Genomic DNA, 23,966 nt, shown 5'->3' with positions numbered 1-23,966 from the left:
TGTCGGATTCTGATTTGCGGTTCCATCGCATTCGGTCAAGGCTGTGGCCAAACTCTAGGAGGATTTTCATGAAAACCACCACTCGTGTGGCCGTCATTGGTGGCGGCGTCGTCGGCTGTTCCGTGCTCTATCACCTGACCAAGCTTGGCTGGTCCGACGTGATGCTGCTGGAACGGTCCGAGCTGACGTCGGGCTCTACCTGGCACGCGGCGGGCGGCTTTCACACTCTGAACGGCGATACCAACATGGCGGCGCTGCAGGGCTATACCATTCGCCTTTATAAAGAGCTGGAAGAGATCACCGGCATGTCCTGCGGGTTGCACCATGTGGGCGGCGTGACGTTGGCGGACAATCAGGACCGGTTCGACATGCTGCTGGCCGAACGCGCCAAACACCGGTTCATGGGGCTCGAGACCGAGATTGTTGGCCCGGATGAGATCAAGAAGATTGCACCCGTCACCAACACTGACGGCATCATCGGCGCGCTTTATGATCCGCTCGACGGTCACCTGGACCCATCCGGCACTACCCATGCCTACGCCAAGGCTGCGCGCATGGGCGGTGCGACGATCGAAACCCACTGCATGGTCCAGGAAACCAACCAGCGCGCCGACGGCACCTGGGACGTGGTCACCGACAAGGGCACGATCCACGCCGAACACATCGTCAACGCCGGCGGCCTGTGGGCACGTGAGGTGGGCGCGATGGCGGGCATCTATTTCCCGCTCCACCCGATGGAACACCAGTATCTGGTGACCGACAACATCCCCGAGATCGAGGCCATCATCGACGCCGGTGGCGAGCATCCGCATGTGATGGACCCGGCCGGCGAAAGCTATTTGCGGCAAGAGGGGCGCGGGCTTTGCATTGGCTTTTATGAACAGCCTTGCAAACCCTGGGCAGTGGACGGCACACCTTGGAACTTTGGGCACGAACTGCTGCCCGATGACTTTGACAAGATCACCGACAGCATCGAATTCGCCTATGAGCGCTTCCCCGTTCTGGCCAAGGCCGGTGTCAAATCGGTGATCCACGGCCCCTTCACATTTGCCCCGGATGGCAACCCGCTGGTCGGCCCGGTGCCCGGCGTGCAGAACTATTGGTCCGCCTGCGGTGTCATGGCGGGATTCAGCCAGGGTGGCGGCGTCGGTCTGACGCTGGCCCAGTGGATGATCGAGGGTGAGCCCGAGCGCGATGTCTTTGCCATGGATGTGGCCCGCTTTGGCGATTGGATCAGCCCCGGCTACACCCGTCCCAAGGTGATCGAAAACTATCAGAAACGGTTCTCTGTCGCCTACCCCAACGAGGAACTGCCCGCCGCACGACCCAACCGCACAACGCCGATGTATGACATCTTCACCGATCTGGGCGCGGTCTGGGGCCAGCAATACGGGCTAGAGGTGCCGAACTACTTTGCGCAAGGGGATGAGCCGGGCTATGAAACGCCGTCCTTCCGCCGCTCGGACGCGTTTGAAGCAACCGGGCGTGAAGTGCGTGCCGTGCGCCAAGGCGTCGGCATCAACGAGGTGCACAACTTTGGCAAATACCTGATCAAAGGCAAGAACGCGCGCGCCTGGCTGGACAAGATCATGGCCGGTCGCATTCCGCAGCCCGGCCGCCTGTCGCTGACACCGATGCTGTCGCCCAAAGGCAAGCTGATCGGGGATTTCACTGTGTCCTGCCTGAGCGAGGAAGAATTTCAACTCACCGCATCCTACGGCAGCCAGGCCTTCCACATGCGCTGGTTCCTGCAACATAAGGAACACGCCGTAACTATTGAAAACATAAGTGATAAACGAAACGGATTCCAGATCGCGGGTCCCAAAGCGTTAGAGGTTCTGCAGGCCTGCACCCGCGATGACGTTGCCTCGATGCGGTTCATGGATGTGCGTCACGTCACGATTGGCATGACCGACTGCATCGTGCAGCGTGTCAGCTATACCGGTGATCTGGGGTACGAGATCTATTGCGACCTGCTGTCCCAACGACAACTGTGGTGGACTCTGTGGGAGGCTGGTCAGCCACATGGCATGACGCCTTTTGGAATGCGCGCGATGATGTCCTTGCGGCTGGACAAGTTCTTTGGCTCGTGGATGTCCGAGTTCTCGCCCGACTACACTGCGGCAGAGACGGGTTTGGACCGCTTCATCAGCTTCAAAAAGAACGTGGATTTCATCGGTCGCGCCGCTGCCGAGGCGGATCGGGCCAATGGCACCGACCGCAAGCTGGTCGCGTTCGAGGTTGATGCCGATGATGCCGATGTGAATGCCTATGAGCCGATCTGGTTGGATGGCGTCGTTGTGGGCTTCTGCACCTCGGGCGGCTATTCGCATCACGCGCAAAAGTCGATTGCGCAGGGCTTCTTGCCCTCGGATCGTGTGGCCGACGGGCTGGAGGTCGAGATCGAAATCCTGGGCCACATGCGCAAAGCGCGCATGATCACCGAGCCACTGTTTGACGTGGACGGCGCGCGGATGCGTGGATGACAAGCGGCTCGTCCCGCGCCATTGTGGAGGGATGAGCAGAATACCCATCATCCTTCTGGCTGCCGGCCAGTCAAGCCGGATGCGCGGCACCGACAAGTTGTTGCAACAGGTGGACGGCGTTCCCCTGTTGCGCCATGCAGCCCAGATTGCGCTTGGCGCCGGACCAGTGATTGTGGCGCTGCCACCCGAACCGCACGACCGATACGCTGCGTTGGACGATTTGGGCGTGCAGAAGGTTCCGGTGCCAGACGCCGCCGAAGGGATGAACGCCAGCCTGCGCACGGCTATGCAACATCTGCCGCAAGACGCTCCTGCGGTGATCGTATTGCTTGCCGATCTGCCGGAACTGACGACAAATGACATCAAGAAGATCATGTATTCGGTTGAAAAAGAACGAGATTTCAATATCCATCGTGGAGCCACGCAAGATGGAAAGCCGGGTCATCCAGTCGCCTTTGATCGCAGTTTGTTCGAAGAACTGCGTGGTCTAAGTGGCGATGAAGGCGCGCAAACCGTCGTCAGGCGCCACAAGGACGCGGTCAAACTGATCCCGCTGGCGGGCAACCGCGCCCGGTTGGATCTGGACACGCCCGAAGCCTGGGCTGACTGGCGTGCAAACAAACAAACCTGAACACACAAAGACAGGGCGCAAAGCGCCCTGTCCTCTCACTCGCGTCCCCCTACCTACGCGAGCGGCTGCCGTCCCGGATCGGCCGGGACGGGCCCCCATTTTCGGCGTCAATGCGTCAGCAGATGCGCCTCGTGCTTTTTCAGCGAACGACGTGCGGCGGCATAGCCTTCGAGACCTTCGCGCTCTTTCAGCTCGGGGAAGAGCTCAAAGATTTCGTTGCGCTGCGCGTTGCCCAGACCGGCCAGCGAATGATCGCCCGGCTGGAAGCTCTCGGTCCAAGTGCCATCGGACAGGACAACCTCGTGCTGGTCGAACATGAAGTGGATGTAGGTCACCGAAGAAACGTCAACCACATCAACCCCTTCCAGGCCGGTTAGATACTTGGCCGCCACCAGAACCTCGCGGTCTTCGAAGTAGAGCGCGGTCTTGTCGTTGGCCACCAGAACACGGTGGTTCGGGCTGACCATCATGTCCCGCTCGGGCAGACCACCACCCAATGCGCCTTCGCGGATCAGGATCGGGTTCAGGTGCTCGGCACGGACCAAATCCTGACCGGTCATGGTTTTGGTGCCCAGCCACTTGATCTCTTGGATGCCATTGTCGCGGGTAATGATCCGATCACCGATCTTCAGATCCTCGACCCGACGCTCGCCTTTCGGCGTGGCAATCAGAGTACCCGGCGTAAAGCAGGGCACGATGACCTGTTCGATCTCACTGAACTCGGTCGTGCCGGTTTCAGCACCATCACTGTCAAAGAACCGAACCGTACCAGCCTCGGAGTCAGATGGATCGAATTCGACCGTCAGCGAGCCACCGGGGTTCACAGCTTCGGCTGCACCGGTCAGGTCCAGGATGTCGTTGTCCAGACCGTCGGTGTCTTCGCCACCGATGATCACCTCGCCCTGGCCTACGTTGACAAAGCTGTCGTTGCCGAACTGGCCGGACAGGATGTCGCCGCCGTCGCCAACAACGTCATTGCTGCCCGAGATCGTGTCGTCACCGTCGCCACCGACAACAATGTCGCGACCTTCGCCACCGTCCAGCATGTCGTTGCCTTCGCCACCGTCGATGGCATCGCCACCGCCGTTGCCAAAGACGGTGTCGTCACCCGTGCCGCCAAAGATCACGTCAGTGTCTTCTTCACCACGGACGCTGTCATCGCCACCACCGGCCAGGATTACATCCTGTTCACCGACAAGCGGCGGAACCGCATCGTCGCCATCGACCAGATCCCCTTCGGGGTCCCCAGTATAGGCAAGGTCGATAGTATCGTTGCCGGCGGTGCCTTCGACAACACCGTCAACACCTGTTACGACAGGCCCGTCACCCGGGTCCGATGTGGTCGTCGGCGCGCCGATGACATATACGTTTTCGATTTCCGAGAACTCAGCCGTACCAGCAACAGTAAGGTCATCGTTGTAGTATGTAACAGTGCCGGATTCACCTGACGGATCGGATTCGTCGTAGTCGACAACGGCCAGGCCGCGCGCGATCAGAACGTCGAAGTCGTCGCCGCCTTCGCCACCTTCGATGGTATCTCCGATGCCCGCGCCGATGGTGTCACGATCGTCACCACCAAAGACCATATCGGCATCATCACCGCCCAGGATGACATCATTGCCTTCTTCGCCGTACAGGGTGTCTTCGCCTGCGCCGCCGAGAATGGTGTCGTTCCCCGGTTCAATGGCAAGAGCTGCCGCATAGTCAGATGGCTTGACCATGCTGATGTCGCTGTCGCCATAGACAACATCGTTGCCTTCCTGACCTTCAAGCTGGTCTCCGCCGATGCCACCGAACAGGGTATCATCGCCAGTGCCGCCCAGGATGGTGTCGTTCCCCGAGCCGCCAGCAAGCTGGTCGTTGCCCGAGCCACCATCAATCGAGTCCGCCGTGCGGCCAATCGATGCAACACCGGTAAAGGCCGGGTCATAGGCCACGACAACGTCGTCGCCACCACCCGCAAAGATGGTGTCAGCACCGTCGCCTGCGTTCAGCGTGTCGTTGCCATCTTCACCGGTCAAAAGGTCATCGCCTTCGCCGGCATCGATGAAGTTGTCGCCCAGTCCGCCGTCCAGCGTATCGCCGCCTTCACCGCCAACAAGAGTGTCGGCCCCCAAGCCACCGATCAGCGAGTCATCGCCTTCGCTGCCATACAGCTTGTCGCTTCCGGCGCCGCCATCCAGTGTGTCGTTGCCTTCGCCGCCTTCGACATCGTCAAAGCCGATACCTGCGATCACCAAGTCATTGCCTTCGCGACCTTTGACGATGTCGTCACCAGCGCCCGAGATAACGGTATCGTTACCTGCGCCCGCATCGACCGCGTCACGCTGGTCACCGCGCGGCGTGCCACCCAGGTCTTCGAAGAAGTCCGATGGGGTCAGGCTTGCGATCGGCTCGTCCAGGAAGTTTTCGAAGCTGTCGAAATTGTCGATCCGGTCGCCTTCGGGATCGCCCAGATAGCTGGCGTCGATCAGATCATCGCCATCGCCACCTTCGACCACACCGTCCAGCTGCGGATCCACGATCACGACGTTTTCGATGTTGATGAAGGTCGTCGTTACACCGGTGCGGGTGTCGGTGTCGTCCAAATAGTAAACAACCCCGTTTTCCCCGTTGTCGGGATCATATTCGACCTCGGCGCGACCAAAGACACGCAGGGTGTCAAAGTCGTCGCCCCCTTCGTTGCCGTCGACGAACTGATCATCCTGGCCCACCACGATGATGGTGTCGCGATCGTCGCCACCAAAGGCTTGGTCGTTGCCTGGGCCGGTCGAGATCGTGTCGTTACCCGCACCACCATAGAGCGTATCCGTGCCGTCGTTGCCGATGACAGTGTCGTCACCGTCGTCGCCATACAACAAATCATCACCCGGGTTGCCGGTCAGATTGTCGTTGCCGTCGCCGCCGCGCATGGTGTCATTGCCGCGCCCTGCATCCAGAGTGTCGTTGCCACGACCACCCTGAACAACGTCGTCGCCTGCATCACCTTCGAGCAGATCGTCGCCGTCCTGGCCCAGGATGGTGTCGTCACCGTCCTCGCCGCTGACAGCGTCATCGCCGCCACCTGCAAAGACATAGTCGCTGTCCAAGCCGGCATCGATGGTGTCATTGCCGGTCTTGCCGACGATGATGTCCTGATCACCAACCTGCCCCGGCAGCAAAGCGTCGTCGTTGTCGACAAAATCGCCGTTCGGGTCGCCGTCATACAGCACATCGATGACATCATCCCCAAATGTGCCCTCAACGATCCCATCGGGATCAAGCGGTTCATCAATCAGGATGTTTTCGATTTCCTCGAAAACAATAATGTCACCCGTTGCCCCCACAACGGCCACACCGTCCTCTTGGTCTTCCGAGGTGTAGACAATGCCGACCGGGCCCAGACCGCGCAGATCAAGGGTGTCAAAGTCGTCACCGCCCGAACCACCGTCGACCTGGTCAAAGCCCTCGCCACCCAGGAAGGTGTCGCGGTCATCGCCACCGCTTAGCGTATCGTCGCCGTGACCGCCGATGATTTCGTCGTTGCCGACACCACCCATGATGCTGTCTTCGTCGATACCGCCATCCAGCGTATCGTCGCCTTCGTCACCCATCAGGACGTCGTCGTCGTCCTGACCCATGATCAGGTCATTGCCTTCGCCACCCGACAGGGTGTCCATGCCGTTGGTGACCTCAGGGTCGGGGTCACGCCCGTCCGAGCCATCGTCGGTGATATTGAGCACATCCGGGAAGATCGGGTCCAGACCGCCATAAATGGTGTCATCGCCTCCATCGCCGGTGATTTCGTCCGAGCCTTCACTGCCAACAATGACGTCAGCATCTTCACCACCCGAAATAGTGTCGTCGTCCAGACCACCATCGATGGTATCCGAACCGGCGCCACCCATGATCACGTCGGTGTCATCCCCAGTCGAGATGACGTCGTTGCCGTCGCCACCATCAACAGTATCGCGATCGTTTTCTACATCCGGGTCAGCGGGAACCGCAGGAAGACCTTGATAAGACGGGAAGCCGCGATCAGGCAGGTTGTCGGCATCGTCGCCGCCCGTGTCGATCACATCGTCACCGTCACCGCCGTCAACGCTGTCGTTGCCGTCGCCACCAGTCAGCGTGTCGTCGCCGCCCTGGCCGACCAGGGTGTCGTCCCCCTCGCCGCCGGTAAGGCTGTCATTGCCACCCTCGCCCGGATCACCACCACCGGTGCCGTCGTCATCGACCACGTCGAAGTAGACGTCTGTTACATCGATCTCGGACGCATTCGCCCCTGCTTGGTCATGGGTGATGGTCAGACGCGCTACTGGGCCCGGAATTGTGACCAGCACAGAGTAGTTGGAGTTGTCGGGGTTGGCGTAGCCGCCGTCACCTGTCGCTGTGTCGCCACCGGCAACGCCATCTTCGTCCGTGACCGACACGCCCAGGCCGCCGGAAACAACAACTGGGATCTGGTTGCCGTCTTCGTCATAGGCCATGATCTGAACTCGACCATCGCCATCGATGTCATTGACTCGGAACGAAACATTTTCGACCGCGTCCGAGAACTCGAGCTGATATGTGGCCGAGTTGGCCTGCCCGTTCAGTTCGGATTCCATCGCACTTGTATCAGTGGCCTCGGGGCCATTGGTGTCGATATTTCCGACGAATTGTTCCTGGGTCTGGAATTCGGTGTCCACGCCGCCCGATTGCTGTGTGACCGAGAAGGTCACGTCGACCGAGCCCGTGTTCTGCGTGAACCCGCCGCTCAGGTCATCGCCATCGTCGACCTGACCGCCATCATCCGGGTCAGGTGCCAGGTTCCATTCAAAGGTTTCACGAGTCGACGGGCTGGTCAGGCCCGGCGCGTCGCCATCACCGATCAGCAGGTCATCTCCGGCCTCGCCATTGACCGTATCATCGCCACCGCCAGCGTAAACGGTGTCGTCACCTTCGCCTGCGTCGATGCTGTCGTTGCCCGCACCGCCGTTGATAACGTCATCATCGGGACCATCTGCGGGGTTCGGCGCATCGCCACCATCCACAACATCGCCATCCGGGTCACCGTCATAGTCAACATCGATGATGTCATCGCCTTCGGTGCCTTCAACGATACCGTTGCCGCCACCACCGATGACCGGCTCATCCAGAACCGCCACATAATCGATGCCGCCATAGAAATGCTGGTCAAACTCATTTTCGACCACTTCGCGTGCGCCGATGGTAAAGGACTGCTCTTCGCCCGTGGTCACGTCGAGTGTCAGACCCTGGGTGTCACCGGTGACGGTTTCGGTTGTCCCCTGCGTGGTGTTTTCGACCAGAACAGCCACACCGGATTCCGACCACGAATACGACACGCGAACAATGTCGCCAGTGCCCACAAAGCCCTCTGAGGTGCTCAACAGGGATTCCGTACCCCCAGAGCGATGATAGACCTCAACAGCGCCGTTTTCCGTGACGCGAATTTCAAAGAACCCGCTGTCGGTTTCCGTGCCCTGCCCGCCGTCGCTCTCTTCGCCAGAATCTTCGACACCGCGGCTGACCACGGTTTCCGACCCTGCGTCGGTGGTATCAAAGCTGCGGAATTCAGTGATGATCGTACCCTGAGACAGGTCAAACGCCGCATCATCGCCATCATCAACGTCAAAGCGTTGGGTGCCGCTGTTGTCGGTGAACATCCACCCGGCCGAGAAATCAGGATCGTTTACGGGCGTGCCATCCTGTGCGATGCCATCCCCAAGGCCAGTGTCGCGGGTTTCAGCGGTTGGGCGGAAATCCCAAAGACCGATTACATTGGCCAGATACGGATTGTCAAAATTCGTTGCCATCACATTCTCCTTTGCGGTGCCAGCGACACCAAACCGCTTGACCGCGGAAACCTCCAAGTGAACCAAAGGCCGATGACCGTAAGCTCACTGGCGACTGCACCAACAGCACCTTGACCCAAACGAGAGAATGATCCCTGTCTTCATACAGACAGGAGCGCGATTGCCAATCAAGGCAATCACGGTGTGTTACCGTCACAAACAGCGTGGCAGCCGCTGCGCGAACACACATCCCCTCGCATCCGATCGGATGCTGAATTCGTGCGGTCGCCCCCGTGACCTACAGACATCGCCCCCCAGTTGGGCTAATCCATGAATACCGGACGCCCCAAAGCCGTCAAAGTGAAAAAAATTTTAGAAACAGCAGCTTTGGGCGGCGAATTGGAAATTAACCTTAGGTAATCCGTGTTAACCTTCTACCTTAGGTTGATGATTGTTTCCTCTTCTTGAGATTTTTTTCAAGCAACATGCCGCCTGCGTGCGCCAAAGAGCGTTGAGCGGGGATATCAGCGGTGATTTGGTGTCGTTTGTTTCCTCAACGAAAACAGTAAAGTGCTTTGCACAACCCATGGGACGAGCGCCCAACTGTGCCATCTTTTTGCCTCAGTTAACCTTAACGTGAGAACCAATTCTCCTATTCGTGGGCGGATTTTTGCAAAACAGAGAACAATTCGCCACAAAATCACTCGAATCAAACTCAAATGGGTCCAAATTTTGACAAGGGGGATTCGAACGTAAAACGGCCCCCTAAAGGGCCGTTCACTCCGAATATCATTTACGCTAGGTCAGCGGACCCGGGAAAGTGGCAGGCAACTGCCGTGCCGGTCCCGGGCACAAGGTCCGGCGGCGTTTTCCGACAGACCTCCTGCGCACGCGGACAGCGTTCGGCAAAAGCACACCCCTTGGGCGGGTTGATCGGGCTAGGAGGATCGCCCGAAACCTTGAGCGGCCGCACATACCCCTTTGATTTGCGCCGCGCCAGAGACGGAGCCGCCGACAACAGCGCCTGCGTGTAAGGATGCTGTGGCGCTTCGAACAGGGCCGAGGTCGGCCCGCTTTCCACGATCTTGCCCAGATACATCACCGCCACCTCGTCGCAGACATGGCGCACCACGCCCAGGTCGTGGCTGATGAACAGGTAGCTCAGCCCAAGCTTTTCTTTCAGCTCGGCCAGCAGGTTCAGGATCTGCGCTTGAATGGCCACGTCCAGCGCACTCACCGGCTCATCACAAACCAACAGTTTGGGGTTGGTCGTCAGCGCCCGCGCGATCGAGATCCGCTGCCGCTGCCCACCTGAAAACTGGTGTGGAAACAGGTTCAACTGATCGGGCCGCAGCCCCACCAGGGCAAACAGCTCTTCGACCTTGGCATGACGTTCCTCGGGGGTGCCAATCTCCATCAGGTCCATCGGCTCGCGCACGATGTCCACCACCCGTGCCCGCGGATTGAGCGAGGAATAGGGATCCTGAAAGATCAGCTGCACATCGCGGCGGCGCTGGCGCATCGCCTCGTCATCCAATTCCAGCAGATCTTCGCCTTCGAACAGCACCTGCCCGCCCGCCGCTTTGGTCAGCCGGATTGCGGCCATTGCCGTTGTCGTCTTGCCCGAGCCGCTCTCGCCCACGATGCCAAGCGCCTTGCCCGCCTCAAGCTGGAACGACACCCGACGGACCGCCTCCAGATGCGGACGTTCGGCAAAGAACGATGGTTTCGGCAAGGCGAAGCGCACCGTCAGGTCGCGGACCTCCATCAAAATGCTCATAGCCGGGCCTCCTCGATCCCGTGGCAGGCAACCGGGTGGTGGCCGTGGCTGCCCAACATCGGTTTTTCACGGGTGCAGCGGTCCTGCTTAAACGCACAGCGGTCAGCAAAGGCGCACCCCTGCCCCAACAGATGAAGAGGCGGCACAACGCCCGGAATTTCAGCCAAACGGTGATCATCACGACCAAGCGCGGGGATACAGTCGATGAGACCCCGAGCATAAGGATGCTGCGGATAGTCCAGCACATCATCGGCGCTGGCATCCTCGATCACCCGGCCCGCGTACATCACGGCCACCCGGTCCGCCATCTCGCTGATCGCGCCCATGTCGTGGGTGATCAGGATGATGGCAACGCCAAAGTCGCGCTGGATTTCATTCAGCAGGTCAAATATCTGCGCCTGAACCGTCACATCCAAAGCTGTGGTCGGCTCATCCGCGATCAGCACCTTGGGACGGCAGCTGACCGCCATGGCGATCATCACCCGCTGACGCATCCCACCCGACAATTGGTGCGGATAATCCTTAGCCCGTGTTTCGGGGCTGGGGATTCCGACCCGATCCAGCAAGGCAACTGCGTCCTTCAATGCCTGCGCCTTGTCGACCTTTTGATGCAGCATGATCGCCTCGGCGATCTGGTCGCCCACGGTGAATACCGGGTTGAGCGAGGTCATCGGCTCTTGAAAGATCATCGCCGCATCCGGCCCCCGCATCGCGCGCAGGCGCGCCGGGCTGGCGGTGGTCAGCTCCTCTCCGTTCAGGCGGATCGAGCCGCCCGCGATCTTGCCCGGCGGCGAAGGGATCAGCCCCATCACCGAGAGCGCGGTGATCGACTTGCCGCAGCCGGATTCCCCAACCACACCTAGCGTCTCGCCCTCGTTCACATGCATCGACACGGAATCCAGTGCCGTCACCTCGCCATAGCGCGTCCGAAAGGTCACGCGCAGGTCTTCGATTTCTAAAAGCGCGCTCATCTTTCCCTCAACTTCGGATTAAAGGCATCGTTCAGGCCATCGCCGATCAGACTGACGGCAAAGACGGTGAAAAAGATCGCAAGCCCCGGGAAGGTCACCGGCCACCAGGCGTCCAGGATGTATTCCCGGTTGGCACCGATCATCAGGCCCCAGCTCATCACATTGGGATCGCCCAGGCCTAGGAAGGACAGGCCCGCCTCGAACAGGATGGCGACCCCAATGGTCAGCGTCGCCGACACGATCAGCGGCGGCGCTGCGTTGGGCAGGATCACCTTCCAGATGATCCGCTTGTTGCGCGCGCCGATGGCGCGGGCGGCGGTGACATACTCCAGCTCCTTGATTTTCAGGAACTCGGCCCGTGTCAGACGCGCGGTCTGCGGCCAGCTGACAACACCGATGGCCAGAGCAATGGTCCAAAGCGACGGTGACAACAGCGTCACCAGCACCATGGCAAAGAGGAGCGCCGGCAGAACCTGAAAGAACTCGGTGATGCGCATCAGCAGGTTGTCGACCCAGCCGCCGTAATACCCAGCCAAAGCGCCCAGAGAGATGCCGATCACCATGGTCAGCGCGGCCGCGGCCAACCCCACGGCAAGCGTTGGACCGCCCCCGGTCAGCATGCCCGCAACGATATTGCGGCCCAGATAGTCGGTACCCAGGGGAAACTCGGGCGTCGCGCCGGGTGGCTCATGCGGCGCCCAGACGATGTCGAACGGGTCGCCGCCATAAAGAAAGGTGCCATAAAGCGTCGCGCCGACGATGGCCGTCAACATGATGACCCCGATAACGGCGGGAATGTTGCGCCGGAACATCCGCCACGCTTCAAGCGCGGGGCTTTCGGCCTTGAACTCGGTTACGGTTTGATCAGACATCACCGCCCCCTCAATCTTGGATCAGCCAGGCGATAGCTCAGATCCGTCAGAATATTAGCGACCACAACCATGAAAGAAGCAAAGAACAGAACCCCCATGATGGTCGGATAATCGCGCCGCAGAATGCTGTCGAAGGCCAGCCGCCCCATGCCGGGCCAGTTGAACACTGTCTCGACCAGCAGTGCGCCCGAAATCAGGTTGCCGAACTGCAGACCCGCAACCGTCAAGATCGGCAGCGCCGCGTTGCGCAAGGCGTGTTTGAACAGAACCGAGCCTTCGGACGCCCCCTTGGCCCGTGCTGTGCGGATGTAATCTGAGCCCAGAACTTCGAGCATCGAGGCCCGCGAAAGGCGCGCGTATTGCGCAAGATAGATGATCGCCAAGGTAAACGCCGGCAGGATCAGGTGGTGCAGCACGTCCAAAGCCCGCACAAAGAAACCCGCATCGCGCAGCTTGACCGATTGCATCCCCTCGACAGGAAAGATCGGCAGCACGCTGGCAAAGAGGATGATCAGCATGATCCCGGTCCAGAACACCGGCACCGCATAGCCGATTGTGGCAAAGACCGAGACAAAGGCGCTCATCGGTCCGTTGGGTTTGCGCGCCGCGATCACGCCCAGAAATACACCCAGGACAATCGACAACAGCTGCGCTGTGATCACCAACAGGATGGTCGGCCCGATCCGGTGCCCGATCAGCGTTGTGACCGGTTGGTTGAAGAAAAAGCTCTCGCCCAGATCAAACTGCGCCACGTTGGCAATGTAGATCCCCAGCTGGGTCAGGACCGGCTTGTTGAGCCCGTATTCCTCGCGGATGCTTTCCAGCATCTCTTCGGTCGCGCCGCCCATTTCGCCCGCGATGACAACCGCAGGATCGCCGGGGGCCAACCGGATGAGGAGGAAGTTCAGGACCACCACACCCAGCATGAGCAGCAAGCCGTAAAACAGGCGCCGCAATATGTATGACGTGTTCATAATTTGCCTCTCAACAACCAGGGCAGCGGATCAGCCGCCCTGGTTTGATGGGTGAGCCGATCACTCGGACCAGCTGACCTGATCCATCGGATGCATGGTGCCCCAGATGCCCGTGGGCACGTTCTGAAGCTTCTTGTCGTAGGCCGTGTGATACGGCAGCGCGTTGATCCAGTAGATCGGAAGATCAGCCGCCACCATCTGCTGGAACTCGGCATAAAGCGCCTTGCGTTTGGCCGGATCGGCTTCGACGGCTGCGGCGTTCAGGATCTCGTCGACCTTTTCGTTGGCATACTGCTGCGTGTTCGACCAGATCACGCCCTGACGGATGTTGGACGACAGATAGGTGCGGTGCACACCGATCACCGGGTCACCCCAATTGAACACCACATCCATGGACAGCTCAAAGTCATGCCCACCGACACGACCCGCCCAAGTTGGGAAATCCGGGGCCGCGCGCACGGTCACATTGATGCCGATCTTTTTCAGCTGCGACTTCATGTATTCCGCAAGGGATTGCTGCTGTTCCTTGGGACCGGGGATATAATCGATGGTCAGATCCATGCCATCGGCAAAACCCGCCTCGGCCATCAGCGCCTTGGCCTTGTCCAGATCGACATCATAGGCCGGGATCGTCTCGTCAAAGAACGGTGAGCTTTCGATGATCGGCCCACGCTGCGGGGCAGACACACCGCGATGCAGCGCCTTGGTGATGAACTCGCGATCCACGGCATAGGCAATCGCCTGACGTACACGTACATCGCTCAGCTTTTCGGACGCGGTGTTGAAGGCCAGCCAGTTGATCGGGCCAACAGCGGCGTAGCCATCCGTGGTGACGCCCAGATGCTCGGCCTTTTCCAGGCGTTTGATTTCCTGAGACCCAGCCATGAACGGATACATATCCGCCTCGCCGTTCTCCATCGCGATCAACAGGGCCGAGGGGTCCTTGATGATGCGGATGATGATCTCGTCCAGCTTGGGGCGGCCATCAATGAAGAAATTCGGGTTCTTCTTCATCACAACGGCTTCGCCCGGTGTGAACTCTTCCAACATGAACGGGCCGGACCCGACAGGTGCCGAGTTCGCAGGGTGTGATTTCGCGTCCTGCCCGTCGCCGTAGACGTGCTTGGGCAGAACTGGTGCCAAAGCGGGCGACAGGGCCAGCAGCAGCGCGGGGTGAGGCTGGCTGAGTTTGATGACAGCCGTATGGGCATCCGGTGTCTCGATCGACTCGACCGGTGCAAACATCGACTTGAAGGGGTGGTTTTCCTTGGTCGTCATGATCGAAAACGCAACATCCTCGGACGTGACCGGTTTGCCATCATGGAACGTGGCGTTTTGCACCAGGTTCAGCGTCACGCTCAGCCCATCTTCGCTGACCTCCCAGCTTTCGGCCAGATAGGGCTGCGGTTCCCAGTTTTCGTCATAGCGCAGCGGCGACGCAAAGATCTGAGTGGACGGGACAGCCGTTGCGATCCCCGATTGCACCGCACCGTTCAGGTGACGCGGCACCTGGGTCGAGGCGATCACAAGCGTCCCGCCATCTGCGAATGCAGGGGCCGTCAAACTGGTGACGGCAAGGGACACAGCGCCCAAAAGGCGTGTCATATGCTTCATGGTATTTTCCTCCCTTGCAGGTCCTTTGTGAACCTTACATGTCAGAGGCTAGCCAAGGCCGTAGTCACAGAAAACAGTTCTTTCTGTAGCGGAAAACTACATTTTATGCCGTTTTGCGCAATTCCGGCTGCATAATCAAATGATCAAAGGCGCGTTCAGCCTGCAATTCTCGGGTGATATTGCGCACTGCACTTACGATTGCAGATCCCTTCAAGCCCTCGACATAAGCAAGTCCAAGCGCAGGGGAAAAGAACGAATCCGAGATCGGCAAGGCCCGATATCCGTTGCGCCCGTCCCGGTCGTTGGGTCCACAGATGTTCAGAATCGAATATCCAAACTCACTAGCGACCAACCCGCGCAAAACCGAACTGGATTTGGTGGAATGCACAACGTTCGGCTCCAACCCCAGCTCTTCGAAGAGCGAACAAAAATATTCCTCAGTCAACGGCAGATCGAGCAGGATCATCGGCAGTTCTGCCAGATCTCGCAGACTGACCGAAGGTTTGTTGGCCAAGGGTGAGCTGTTGGGTAAAAGCGCCCAAGGGTGGGCCTCGAACAGTTGGTCAAACGGCAATCCTTTGACTGGGTCCTTTTGATAGGTCAGCGCCAAATCAACCCCACCAGAGTGCAGAAGGTCGGCCATGGTGTTCATGTCCCCTTCGGCCAATTCGATCCGGATACCCGGATAGCGTTGGGCCAAACGTGACAGAATGGGCGGCAGGACATAGGGCGCCGTTGGCGCATAACACCCCAAACGCAGGGTGCCGGTGGGATCTCCGGTCAGGGACATCAAATCGGATTCGAACACGCGCGCCGTGTCCAGAAAGGCCGACACACGGTCCCCCACCCGCTTGCCCACTTGCGTGGCCACGATCCCTTTTGCCGGCACCCGGCGGAACAGTTCAGCGCCCACACATTGCTCGATCATGTCGATCGCGGCGGTGATGGACGACTGTGAGATATTCATCTCGACTGCGGCTCGGGCAATAGACCCGTTGCGCAGCGCGGCATCGAAATAGCGCAGCTGCTTGAGCGTGAAATTCATCCGCTTCCCTCATTTTCTCCCTCAATGCTTGACAGTAATTCTATTTTACAGCGGATCAATCCCCAGCTAGGCCTAAACCCAATCGGGAGGGACACCATGTCGGAAATCACTGTATTTGCTGCACAAAAAATCATCACAATGGACCCCAGCAGGCCTGAGGCGACCCATGTGGCGGTTCAGGAGGGGAAAATTCTAGCCGTTGGCGGGGCCGATTGCGCCGAAGCCTGGGGATCGGTGACCCACGACAACAGCCTGGCTGATCACGTGCTGATGCCCGGTTTTGTCGAAGGCCACGCGCATATGATGGCCGGTTCAATGTGGCAGTTTGCTTATGCTGGGTACCATGACCGTATCGACCCGACCGGTAAGCTTCACAAAGGCATGACAGACATCAACGCCGTGGTGTCTCGCCTGCGCGACTATGCGTCCACCCTCCCCCCTGGTGAACCGGTCGTTGCTTGGGGGTTTGATCCCATTTTCCTGCCAACCGAACGTCTGAACCGTTCCCACCTGGACGGCATCTCTGAAGACCGGCCTGTGATGGTGATGTTTTCCAACTTCCACCTGATGTGTGTGAATTCGACCTGCCTTGAGATGGTGGGGTATTCACGAGAGTCGAACATCGAAGGCGTCCTTAAAGGCCCAGATGGTGAACCCACCGGCGAACTGCAGGAGATGGCGGCCATGTTCCCGGTGATGCGGCGCACGGGGTTGGATTTCCGCGGCCTGTCGCAGACCCCTGAAGCGGTCAGAACCTATGCAGATGTCTGCCGCCTGGCCGGCGTAACCACAATTACCGACCTGTTTTCGCATATGGAGGAAGAGGATCTTGAGGTTCTGACCGCCGTCACCGGGCAGGATGATTTTGGCCTGCGTCTGGTGCCCGTTCTGGCCGCGGTGGGCGCCCCACCGCAGGATATCGCTGACAAGGCCAACCGCTTGGGCAAACAATCCTCTGACAAGCTGCGGATGGGCGCGGTCAAGCTGATGACCGATGGCTCGATCCAGGGCTGGACAGCAAGGGTGAAATGGCCCGGCTATGTCGGCGGACACCCTAATGGACTGTGGAACACCCCACCCGAGCAGATCTTTGCGCTGTGTGAAACCATGCAGGCCAACGGCGTTCAGATGCATATTCACGTGAACGGGGACGAGGCGTCATCCGTCTCGCTTGACGCCCTCGAAGCTGCCTCGCGCAAGCACCCATGGCCTTCGGCCCGGCATGTTCTGCAGCACTGCCAGATGATGGGCCCCGATCAGTTCCGCCGCTGCGTCGAGATGAATGTCTGCACCAACATCTTCTCCAACCACATCTGGTACTTCGGCGATCAACACGCCGCGCTGACCATTGGCGAGGATCGCGCCACGCGTATGGATGCCGCTCGTTCGGCTTTGGACGCGGGCGTCAATGTGGCACTGCATTCCGATGCTCCCGTAACACCTTTAGGGCCGCTCTTCACCGCATGGTGCGCAGTGAACCGACAGACGATGACGGGCCGCACTCTGGGCGAAGAGCAGCGGATCACAGTCGATGAAGCTCTCTATGCGATCACGCTGGGTGCTGCCTACACACTGAACCTTGATGCCGAGATCGGCAGTATCGAAACCGGTAAACGGGCCGACTTTGCGGTCCTTGGCAATGACCCCACCGCCGTCGCCCCAATGGCGCTCAAGGATGTGCCGGTCAACGGCATCGTCTTTGGCGGTCAGGTGCAAATGAACTGATGCGCCTGCCCCTCACGGTGATCAGCGGCTATCTGGGCGCTGGCAAGACAACTTTGATCAACCGGTTATTGGCCGAGGATCACGGGCTGCGCCTGATGATCTTGGTCAATGACTTTGGCGCCATCAACATCGACGCTGCCCTGATCGAATCGCGTCAGGACGACACAATCTCGCTGTCCAATGGCTGTGTCTGCTGCACCATGGGGGCCGATCTTTATTTGGCGCTTGGGGATGCGCTGGACCGGACCCCACGCCCCGATCACCTGATTGTCGAGGCCAGCGGCATCGCCGATCCCGCCGCCATCGCCAATGCCGCAATCGCCGAGCCAGACCTGTCCTATGCCGGGATCATCACGCTGCTTGACGGGATGAACGGGGCCGATGTGTTGCGCGATCCGCTCATCGCGCCGCAGGTGGCGCAACAGATCAAGGTGGCGGATATGGTGCTGATGACCAAATCTGATGCGCCCTCTGCCAATTTGAGCAAAGCGTTGGCCGAGCACGGCCTGCGCAGCCCCAGCGCCTTGCAAGGGGATGCCCCGATTGCGCCGCTTCTGTCGGATGTTGTGCCCCTGCCCAAGGGGCGCCCGACAGCGTCTCATCCACTCTATGTGCAGTGGAACACTGAGACACCGGGTGATTTTGTTCGTTCACAGCTACAGGAACGCTTGGCCGCCCGGCCTGAAGGGCTCTACCGCGTCAAGGGATTTGTAACTGGCCCCGATGGGATGCATGAGGTGCATGTTGTGGGCAAACATGTCGACATCCGTGCGTCGACCGCAAAGACCCCAGCCCTGGTTGCCCTGGGCCTGTCAGACCGGCTGACCGCCGAGCAGATTGACAATTGGTGGTCAGGCCGCTGATCTGGCCACACTGATCACATCACCGAGGTTCCCATGTCCCGCACCGCCGCCCTGTCCTCTTGTGACACCCGTTTTGCCGATGGCCGGTTCTGGGCCGATCTGGAACGGCTGGTGTCGATGGAGACCGAAAGCCAGAAGCCGGACAATGTGGACGCGCTAATGCCGTACCTGACCGAAGCTCTGCCGCCGATGTTGCAGGCCCTGGGGTTCACTTGGTCGCTGCACGACAATCCCAATCCGGCGGGCTGCGCCTTTCTGGTCGCCGAGCGGATCGAAAACCCCGCCCTGCCCACTGTTCTGTCCTACGGCCATGGCGATGTCACCCATGGCCAGCGTCAGGACTGGCAAGAGGGGCTGGGGCCTTTTGCCCTGACCCACTTGGGCGACCGCGTTTATGGCCGGGGAAGCGCCGACAACAAAGGGCAGCATCTGATCAACCTGCATGCCTTAGCCTCTGTGATCGAAGCGCGCGGAAGCCTTGGGTTCAACGTCAAGCTGCTGATCGAAATGGGAGAGGAAATCGGCTCACCTGGCCTGCACGCCTTTTGCGCCGCCAATCAGGATCTGCTGAAAGCCGATGTCCTGATCGCGTCCGACGGGCCGCGCCTGCAACCGGATGTGCCGACCGTCTTCATGGGCGCGCGCGGGGGATTGAGCTTTGAACTGCGCGTCGATCTGCGCGAGGGTGCGCATCATTCGGGCAATTGGGGCGGTCTGCTCGCTGATCCGGCGATGATTCTGGCGCAGGCTCTGTCGACCATTACCGACGCGCGCGGACAGATCCGCATCCCCGAATGGCGCCCCACCAGCCTGACGCCTGCGATCCGGGAAACACTGGCCGCTTTGCCGTCTTTCGACGGATCAGACCCTGACATCGACCCGGATTGGGGAGAGTCAGGTCTAACCCCGGCCGAGCGGGTGTTTGGCTGGAACTCATTCGCCGTTCTGGCCATGCAATCGGGCAAGCCCGAGGCCCCGGTCAACGCCATTTCGGGCCATGCCTCGGCCACTTGTCAGCTGCGCTATGTGGTGGGAACGGACGCCGATAACATTCTGCCAAGCTTGCAAAAACACCTCGACGCGCACGGATACCAACAAGTTAAAATCCGACCCATGGACGGCGGCGCATTCCCGGCCACACGTTTGGATCCCGGCCACCCTTGGGCGCAATTCGCCATTCGCTCCATCGAGGCCACAACGGGCGCGCGCCCGCATGTGCTGCCGAATTTGGGCGGCTCACTGCCCAACGAGTGTTTCGCCGAGGTGCTTGGCCTGCCCACAATCTGGGTGCCGCATTCCTATCGCGGGTGTAATCAGCACGCCCCCAACGAGCATGTGCTGGCCTCGACCTGCCAGCAGGCCGGACGGGTGATGACGGGGCTGTTTTGGGACCTTGGCGATGCCGAAACACCCCATCCGCCAAAATAATCGCAACATTAAGAAACCTTAATCCTGCGAACAGGCAATCCACAGGTGGCGGGAATATTCCTTGTCTCAACCCCGGGGCACACCCCTGGGTCAATGACAGGAGATACCTATGAGCATTCGCAAAACCACCCGCTTTACCGCTGGCCTGCCCGGATGGGCGGGCGCCTCTGCCCTCTCGGCCTTGTTGCTGGCCTCGACCGCGCTGCCTGCTGCAGCCGACGAAGCGCTGGCCGATCTGGTCGAAGAGGTCGGCCCCTCGGTCGTGACCATCCTTGCCACTCAGGAGGCCACGACCGAGCCGGCCAGCATGAAAGGCCGTGGTCTGGAAAACCATCCGTTCGGCGAGTTCTTTCGCCAGTTCGGCATGCCCGAAGGCATGAAACCCGGCCCCCGTGGCCCGAGCCAAGGTCTGGGATCCGGCTTTATTCTCGAAGAGGATGGCCTGATCGTCACCAACCACCACGTGATCGACGGGGCCGACACCGTCACCGTGCGCCTGGCCGATGATCGCGAATTCGAGGCGACCGTCGTGGGCGCCGACCCGTTGACCGACCTGGCCGTGCTGCAGATCGACGCGGGCGGCCCCCTGCCCGCAGTCGAACTGGGCGACAGCGACGTGATCCGCGTGGGCGAAGACGTGGTCGCCGTGGGCAACCCGTTCGGCCTGAGCTCAACCGTCACCACCGGCATCGTATCGGCCAAGGGGCGCAACATTTCCGAAGGGCCCTATGCCGAGTTCATCCAGACGGATGCGGCGATCAACAAGGGCAATTCGGGCGGGCCGCTGTTCAACATGGACGGCGAAGTGATCGGCGTGAACTCGGCCATCTACTCGCCCACCGGCGGCTCGGTCGGTTTGGGCTTTGCGGTCACATCCAATATTGCCGAAACCATCGTGGCCGATCTGATCGACGACGGTCAGGTCGATCGCGGCTGGCTGGGCGTGTCGATCCAGAACGTCAGCCCCGACATCGCGGCAGCCTTGGGCCTGGATGGCGCAACCGGCGCGCTCGTCTCGGACGTTGTAACCGACAGCCCCGCAGACGGCGCGCTGAAATCGGGTGACGTGATCCTGAGCTTTGACGGCAAACCGGTGAAATCCAGTGCCGATCTGCCCCGCCTGGTCGGCGCGACCAAAACCGGCACCGACAGCACCATCGAGGTGCTCCGCAATGGCGAACCGGAACAGGTGACCGTGACCATCGGCACGCATCAGATGGCTTCGGCCCAGATCGAGCCGCAGGTTGACGAAACCTCGGGCAAGCAACTGGGTGTCACCGTTGCACCGCTGACCGACACCGCGCGAGCCGAGATCGGCATCAGCAAGGATGTCTCGGGCGTGGTCGTCACCTCGCTGAACCAAGAGGGCGCTGCGGCCAAGGCAGGTCTTCGCGTGGGCGATGTGATCGTGAAGCTGGGCAGCCAGGACACCCAAACGCCCAAAGAGCTAAAAGCGGCCCTGAAGAGCGAAAAAACCGATCCGGCATTGGTGCTGATCAATCGTGGCGGCAATCAGCTGTTTGTCGCGGTCGAGATCGCCTGATCCAACCTCACCACAGACGGGCGCGCGTGATGTACGGGGAGTTCGCCGCGCGCCCCATCGTTCAGCGACCGTGACCTGTCCCCAGGTCGCTGAACCGACCGGGCGCGCCCATCCGCGCCCGGTTCGCCCTCTTGACGCCGCCCGAAAAAAGCCCGCGTATATACCGGCAGAACAAGGATAATCCACGCATGAGCCGCCGCCTCCTCATCGTTGAAGACGACACCGACACCCGCGAGTTCCTGGCCAAAGGGTTTGCCGAGGAAGGGTTCACCGTCGAGACCGCGCCCGACGGGCGTGAGGGGCTGTATCACGCCACTGACGGTGGTTTTGACGCGATTGTGCTGGACCGGATGCTGCCGGGGTTGGATGGGCTGGCGCTGATCAAATCCATTCGGGCCGCCGGGCTGAAAACACCTGTTCTGATGCTGACCGCGATGAGCGCCGTCGATGAACGGGTCAAGGGCCTGCGCGCAGGCGCCGATGACTATCTGGTCAAACCGTTTTCGTTCCAGGAACTGCACGCTCGGATCGAAGCCCTATTGCGCCGCCCGCAAGACACAGAAGAGAGCGCGATGCTCACTTGCCGTGATCTGGAAATGGACTTGCTCAAGCGCCGCGTTACCCGTGGGGGACGCGAACTGACACTGACCCCCCGCGAATTCCAGATTCTGGAATTCTTCCTGCGCCGCAAAAACCGTGTGATCTCGCGCACCATGCTGCTCGAAGGTGTGTGGGAATATCATTTCGATCCCAACACCAACATCGTTGACGTCCATATCTCGAAACTCCGCCGCGCGGTGGATGATGGGGTTGATGCCCCGCTCATCGAAACCGTACGCGGCGCCGGCTACATGATGTCCGATGGCTAAGCCACTGATCTTATGGCGTAACGCCCGCACACGGTTGGTGTTGGCCAGCATGATTTTGAGCACCGCCCTGACCGCGCTTGTGCTGGGGCTGGTCTATGTCACCGCCAACCGCACCATCGAAAACGAGACGCGCAGCGTGGTGACTGCCGAACTGGCGGGCCTGCGCGACGAATACGAGCGCCTTGGCACCATCGGGTTGATGGCGGCCATCGACCGACGCGTCAAAGACGCCGCAGACCGCGACGCGCTCTATCTGCTCACTGACGCGTCAGGCAACGTGCTGGCCGGCAATCTTGCACGATGGCCAGACGGGATCGAACCCGGTTCGGGCTGGGTGAACCTGGACCTGACGCGCATGTCCTCGGGAGATGACGTGTCGATCTCGGCCGCCTCGATCCGCCTGCCCCTTTACGAACGTCTGCTGGTCGGGCGCGATGCCTCGGCCCGGCAACAATTCGACCGTGTGCTGCTGCGCTCTGTCGGCCTGGCGCTGTTGGCCGCCCTGGCGCTCAGCCTGCTGACCGGATGGCTGCTGACGCGGCTTGTGTTCTCGCGCCTGTCGGACATTGCGCAGACAGCGGATGACATCGTGTCTGGCGATCTGTCCCGGCGCATCCCGGTGCGCGGCAGCGGCGACGAATTCGACCAGATGGCGCAGACGCTGAATGACATGCTCGACAAGATCGAAGAGCTGATCGGCAACCTGCGCATGACCACAAACTCCATCGCGCATGACCTGCGCAGCCCCCTCAGCCGATTGCGGCAACGGGTCGAGCGTTTGACGGATCCCGAAAGCGTGGCGCCCGAGCGCGAGGTCGATGCGGCCCGTGCCCTGGCCGAAGTCGACCATCTGTTGCGCGTGTTTTCGCAACTGACCGAGATTTCGCGGGCCGAGGCGGGCTTGGGCCGGGACGAGTTCGAAGATGTAGACCTGGTGTCTCTGGTGCGGGATGTGACCGAATTCTATGAACCCGTGGCCCAGGATCAGGGCGTGACATTGAGCATTGAAGGCCAAGCGACCCCGATCCCCGGCCACAAACCGCTTCTGGCCCAGGCCCTGTCGAACCTGTTGGAAAACGCCCTGCGGTATGCCCCCGCTGGCAGCACGCTTACTGTCTCGCTTGATCAAGCTGACGACTGTGTCTCACTCACCGTCCGCGATCAAGGACCCGGCGTGCCCGACGATCAGTTGGACCGGCTGTCGCAGCCCTTTGTCACATTGGAACCTGCACGCAGCGACCAGAGTTCGGGCCTAGGGCTGGCCCTTGTCGCAGCCATCGCCCGGATGCACGGCGGCCAATTTGAAGCACGCAATTGCTCGCCTGGGCTGGCGACTTTGATCACGGTCGCCCGGTGAATGGGGACGGGTGACGCAACATCGCCCAGCC

At 60.4% G+C, this 23,966-nt stretch carries 15 protein-coding genes; 8 read left to right on the top strand and 7 right to left on the bottom strand.

Going from position 1 to position 23,966, the window contains the following annotated elements; all coding sequences use genetic code 11:
* The first annotated feature begins 68 nt into the window (after positions 1–68).
* On the top strand, positions 69–2,486 hold the full coding sequence (locus tag TRL7639_RS09010) for a GcvT family protein (RefSeq protein WP_085795363.1): 2,418 nt from the start codon (positions 69–71) through the stop codon (positions 2,484–2,486).
* A gap of 31 nt (positions 2,487–2,517) precedes the next feature.
* Positions 2,518–3,117 carry a nucleotidyltransferase family protein gene (locus TRL7639_RS09005; protein WP_085795362.1) on the top strand — a complete coding sequence of 200 codons (600 nt, stop codon included), beginning with the start codon at positions 2,518–2,520 and terminating at the stop codon, positions 3,115–3,117.
* A 107-nt stretch (positions 3,118–3,224) separates the two neighbouring features.
* On the opposite strand, the gene TRL7639_RS23480 is transcribed toward TRL7639_RS09005, so the two are convergent.
* The 7 genes from TRL7639_RS23480 to TRL7639_RS08965 form a co-directional block, all read right to left on the bottom strand.
* On the bottom strand, positions 3,225–8,915 hold the full coding sequence (locus TRL7639_RS23480; protein WP_306456280.1) for a Hint domain-containing protein: 5,691 nt from the start codon (positions 8,913–8,915) through the stop codon (positions 3,225–3,227).
* Between the two features lie 772 nt (positions 8,916–9,687).
* A complete protein-coding gene (locus TRL7639_RS08990; RefSeq protein ID WP_085795361.1) occupies positions 9,688–10,674 on the bottom strand; it encodes an ABC transporter ATP-binding protein in 987 nt (328 codons plus the stop codon).
* A complete protein-coding gene (locus TRL7639_RS08985; RefSeq protein WP_085795360.1) occupies positions 10,671–11,645 on the bottom strand; it encodes an ABC transporter ATP-binding protein in 975 nt (324 codons plus the stop codon). The genes TRL7639_RS08990 and TRL7639_RS08985 overlap by 4 nt, the downstream gene beginning before the upstream one ends.
* Positions 11,642–12,517: an ABC transporter permease gene (locus TRL7639_RS08980; RefSeq protein ID WP_085795359.1), complete on the bottom strand. Its 876-nt coding sequence runs from the start codon at positions 12,515–12,517 to the stop codon at positions 11,642–11,644. The genes TRL7639_RS08985 and TRL7639_RS08980 overlap by 4 nt, the downstream gene beginning before the upstream one ends.
* On the bottom strand, positions 12,517–13,491 hold the full coding sequence (locus TRL7639_RS08975; RefSeq protein ID WP_085795358.1) for an ABC transporter permease: 975 nt from the start codon (positions 13,489–13,491) through the stop codon (positions 12,517–12,519). Before TRL7639_RS08975 ends, TRL7639_RS08980 begins: the two co-directional genes overlap by 1 nt.
* Positions 13,492–13,551: 60 nt before the next feature.
* Positions 13,552–15,105 (bottom strand): ABC transporter substrate-binding protein, encoded by a 1,554-nt coding sequence (locus TRL7639_RS08970; protein ID WP_110647117.1) that lies wholly within the window; start codon positions 15,103–15,105, stop codon positions 13,552–13,554.
* Between the two features lie 103 nt (positions 15,106–15,208).
* Positions 15,209–16,150: a LysR family transcriptional regulator gene (locus TRL7639_RS08965; protein WP_085795357.1), complete on the bottom strand. Its 942-nt coding sequence runs from the start codon at positions 16,148–16,150 to the stop codon at positions 15,209–15,211.
* Positions 16,151–16,246: 96 nt separating this feature from the next.
* On the opposite strand from TRL7639_RS08965, the gene TRL7639_RS08960 reads away from it, so the two are divergent.
* From TRL7639_RS08960 to TRL7639_RS08935, 6 genes are all read left to right on the top strand, one after another.
* The gene (locus TRL7639_RS08960) at positions 16,247–17,875 is read left to right on the top strand and encodes an amidohydrolase (RefSeq protein WP_085795356.1); all 1,629 of its coding nucleotides are present in this window, start codon (positions 16,247–16,249) and stop codon (positions 17,873–17,875) included.
* On the top strand, positions 17,875–18,738 hold the full coding sequence (locus TRL7639_RS08955; RefSeq protein ID WP_306456279.1) for a CobW family GTP-binding protein: 864 nt from the start codon (positions 17,875–17,877) through the stop codon (positions 18,736–18,738). The genes TRL7639_RS08960 and TRL7639_RS08955 overlap by 1 nt, the downstream gene beginning before the upstream one ends.
* A 33-nt stretch (positions 18,739–18,771) precedes the next feature.
* Positions 18,772–20,166, top strand: coding sequence for a M20 family metallopeptidase (locus TRL7639_RS08950; RefSeq protein ID WP_085795354.1), 1,395 nt, complete (start codon positions 18,772–18,774; stop codon positions 20,164–20,166).
* A 109-nt stretch (positions 20,167–20,275) separates the two neighbouring features.
* Entirely contained in the window at positions 20,276–21,709 is a 1,434-nt protein-coding gene (locus TRL7639_RS08945) for a Do family serine endopeptidase (RefSeq protein WP_085795353.1), read from the top strand.
* Between the two features lie 188 nt (positions 21,710–21,897).
* Positions 21,898–22,578, top strand: coding sequence for a response regulator transcription factor (locus TRL7639_RS08940; RefSeq protein WP_085795352.1), 681 nt, complete (start codon positions 21,898–21,900; stop codon positions 22,576–22,578).
* A 49-nt stretch (positions 22,579–22,627) separates the two neighbouring features.
* On the top strand, positions 22,628–23,935 hold the full coding sequence (locus TRL7639_RS08935; protein WP_235820293.1) for a sensor histidine kinase: 1,308 nt from the start codon (positions 22,628–22,630) through the stop codon (positions 23,933–23,935).
* The last annotated feature ends 31 nt before the right edge of the window (positions 23,936–23,966 follow it).

The organism is Falsiruegeria litorea R37 (genome assembly GCF_900172225.1).
In the GTDB taxonomy this organism is placed as follows: Bacteria; Pseudomonadota; Alphaproteobacteria; order Rhodobacterales; family Rhodobacteraceae; genus Falsiruegeria; species Falsiruegeria litorea.
Note: the sequence above shows the minus strand (reverse complement) of the source record. Positions and strands in the feature narration are given on the sequence as shown.

Bases quoted from the DNA above. Each gene is read 5' to 3' on its own strand.
- TRL7639_RS08940 (WP_085795352.1), top strand. From the start codon at position 21,898: ATGAGCCGCCGCCTCCTCATCGTTGAAGACGACACCGACACCCGCGAG.
- TRL7639_RS08960 (WP_085795356.1), top strand. From the start codon at position 16,247: ATGTCGGAAATCACTGTATTTGCTGCACAAAAAATCATCACAATGGAC.
- TRL7639_RS09010 (WP_085795363.1), top strand. From the start codon at position 69: ATGAAAACCACCACTCGTGTGGCCGTCATTGGTGGCGGCGTCGTCGGC.
- TRL7639_RS08970 (WP_110647117.1), bottom strand. From the start codon at position 15,105: ATGAAGCATATGACACGCCTTTTGGGCGCTGTGTCCCTTGCCGTCACC.
- TRL7639_RS08980 (WP_085795359.1), bottom strand. From the start codon at position 12,517: ATGTCTGATCAAACCGTAACCGAGTTCAAGGCCGAAAGCCCCGCGCTT.
- TRL7639_RS09005 (WP_085795362.1), top strand. From the start codon at position 2,518: ATGAGCAGAATACCCATCATCCTTCTGGCTGCCGGCCAGTCAAGCCGG.
- TRL7639_RS08975 (WP_085795358.1), bottom strand. From the start codon at position 13,491: ATGAACACGTCATACATATTGCGGCGCCTGTTTTACGGCTTGCTGCTC.
- TRL7639_RS08990 (WP_085795361.1), bottom strand. From the start codon at position 10,674: ATGAGCATTTTGATGGAGGTCCGCGACCTGACGGTGCGCTTCGCCTTG.
- TRL7639_RS08945 (WP_085795353.1), top strand. From the start codon at position 20,276: ATGAGCATTCGCAAAACCACCCGCTTTACCGCTGGCCTGCCCGGATGG.
- TRL7639_RS08935 (WP_235820293.1), top strand. From the start codon at position 22,628: ATGATTTTGAGCACCGCCCTGACCGCGCTTGTGCTGGGGCTGGTCTAT.
- TRL7639_RS08955 (WP_306456279.1), top strand. From the start codon at position 17,875: ATGCGCCTGCCCCTCACGGTGATCAGCGGCTATCTGGGCGCTGGCAAG.
- TRL7639_RS08985 (WP_085795360.1), bottom strand. From the start codon at position 11,645: ATGAGCGCGCTTTTAGAAATCGAAGACCTGCGCGTGACCTTTCGGACG.
- TRL7639_RS23480 (WP_306456280.1), bottom strand. From the start codon at position 8,915: ATGGCAACGAATTTTGACAATCCGTATCTGGCCAATGTAATCGGTCTT.
- TRL7639_RS08965 (WP_085795357.1), bottom strand. From the start codon at position 16,150: ATGAATTTCACGCTCAAGCAGCTGCGCTATTTCGATGCCGCGCTGCGC.
- TRL7639_RS08950 (WP_085795354.1), top strand. From the start codon at position 18,772: ATGTCCCGCACCGCCGCCCTGTCCTCTTGTGACACCCGTTTTGCCGAT.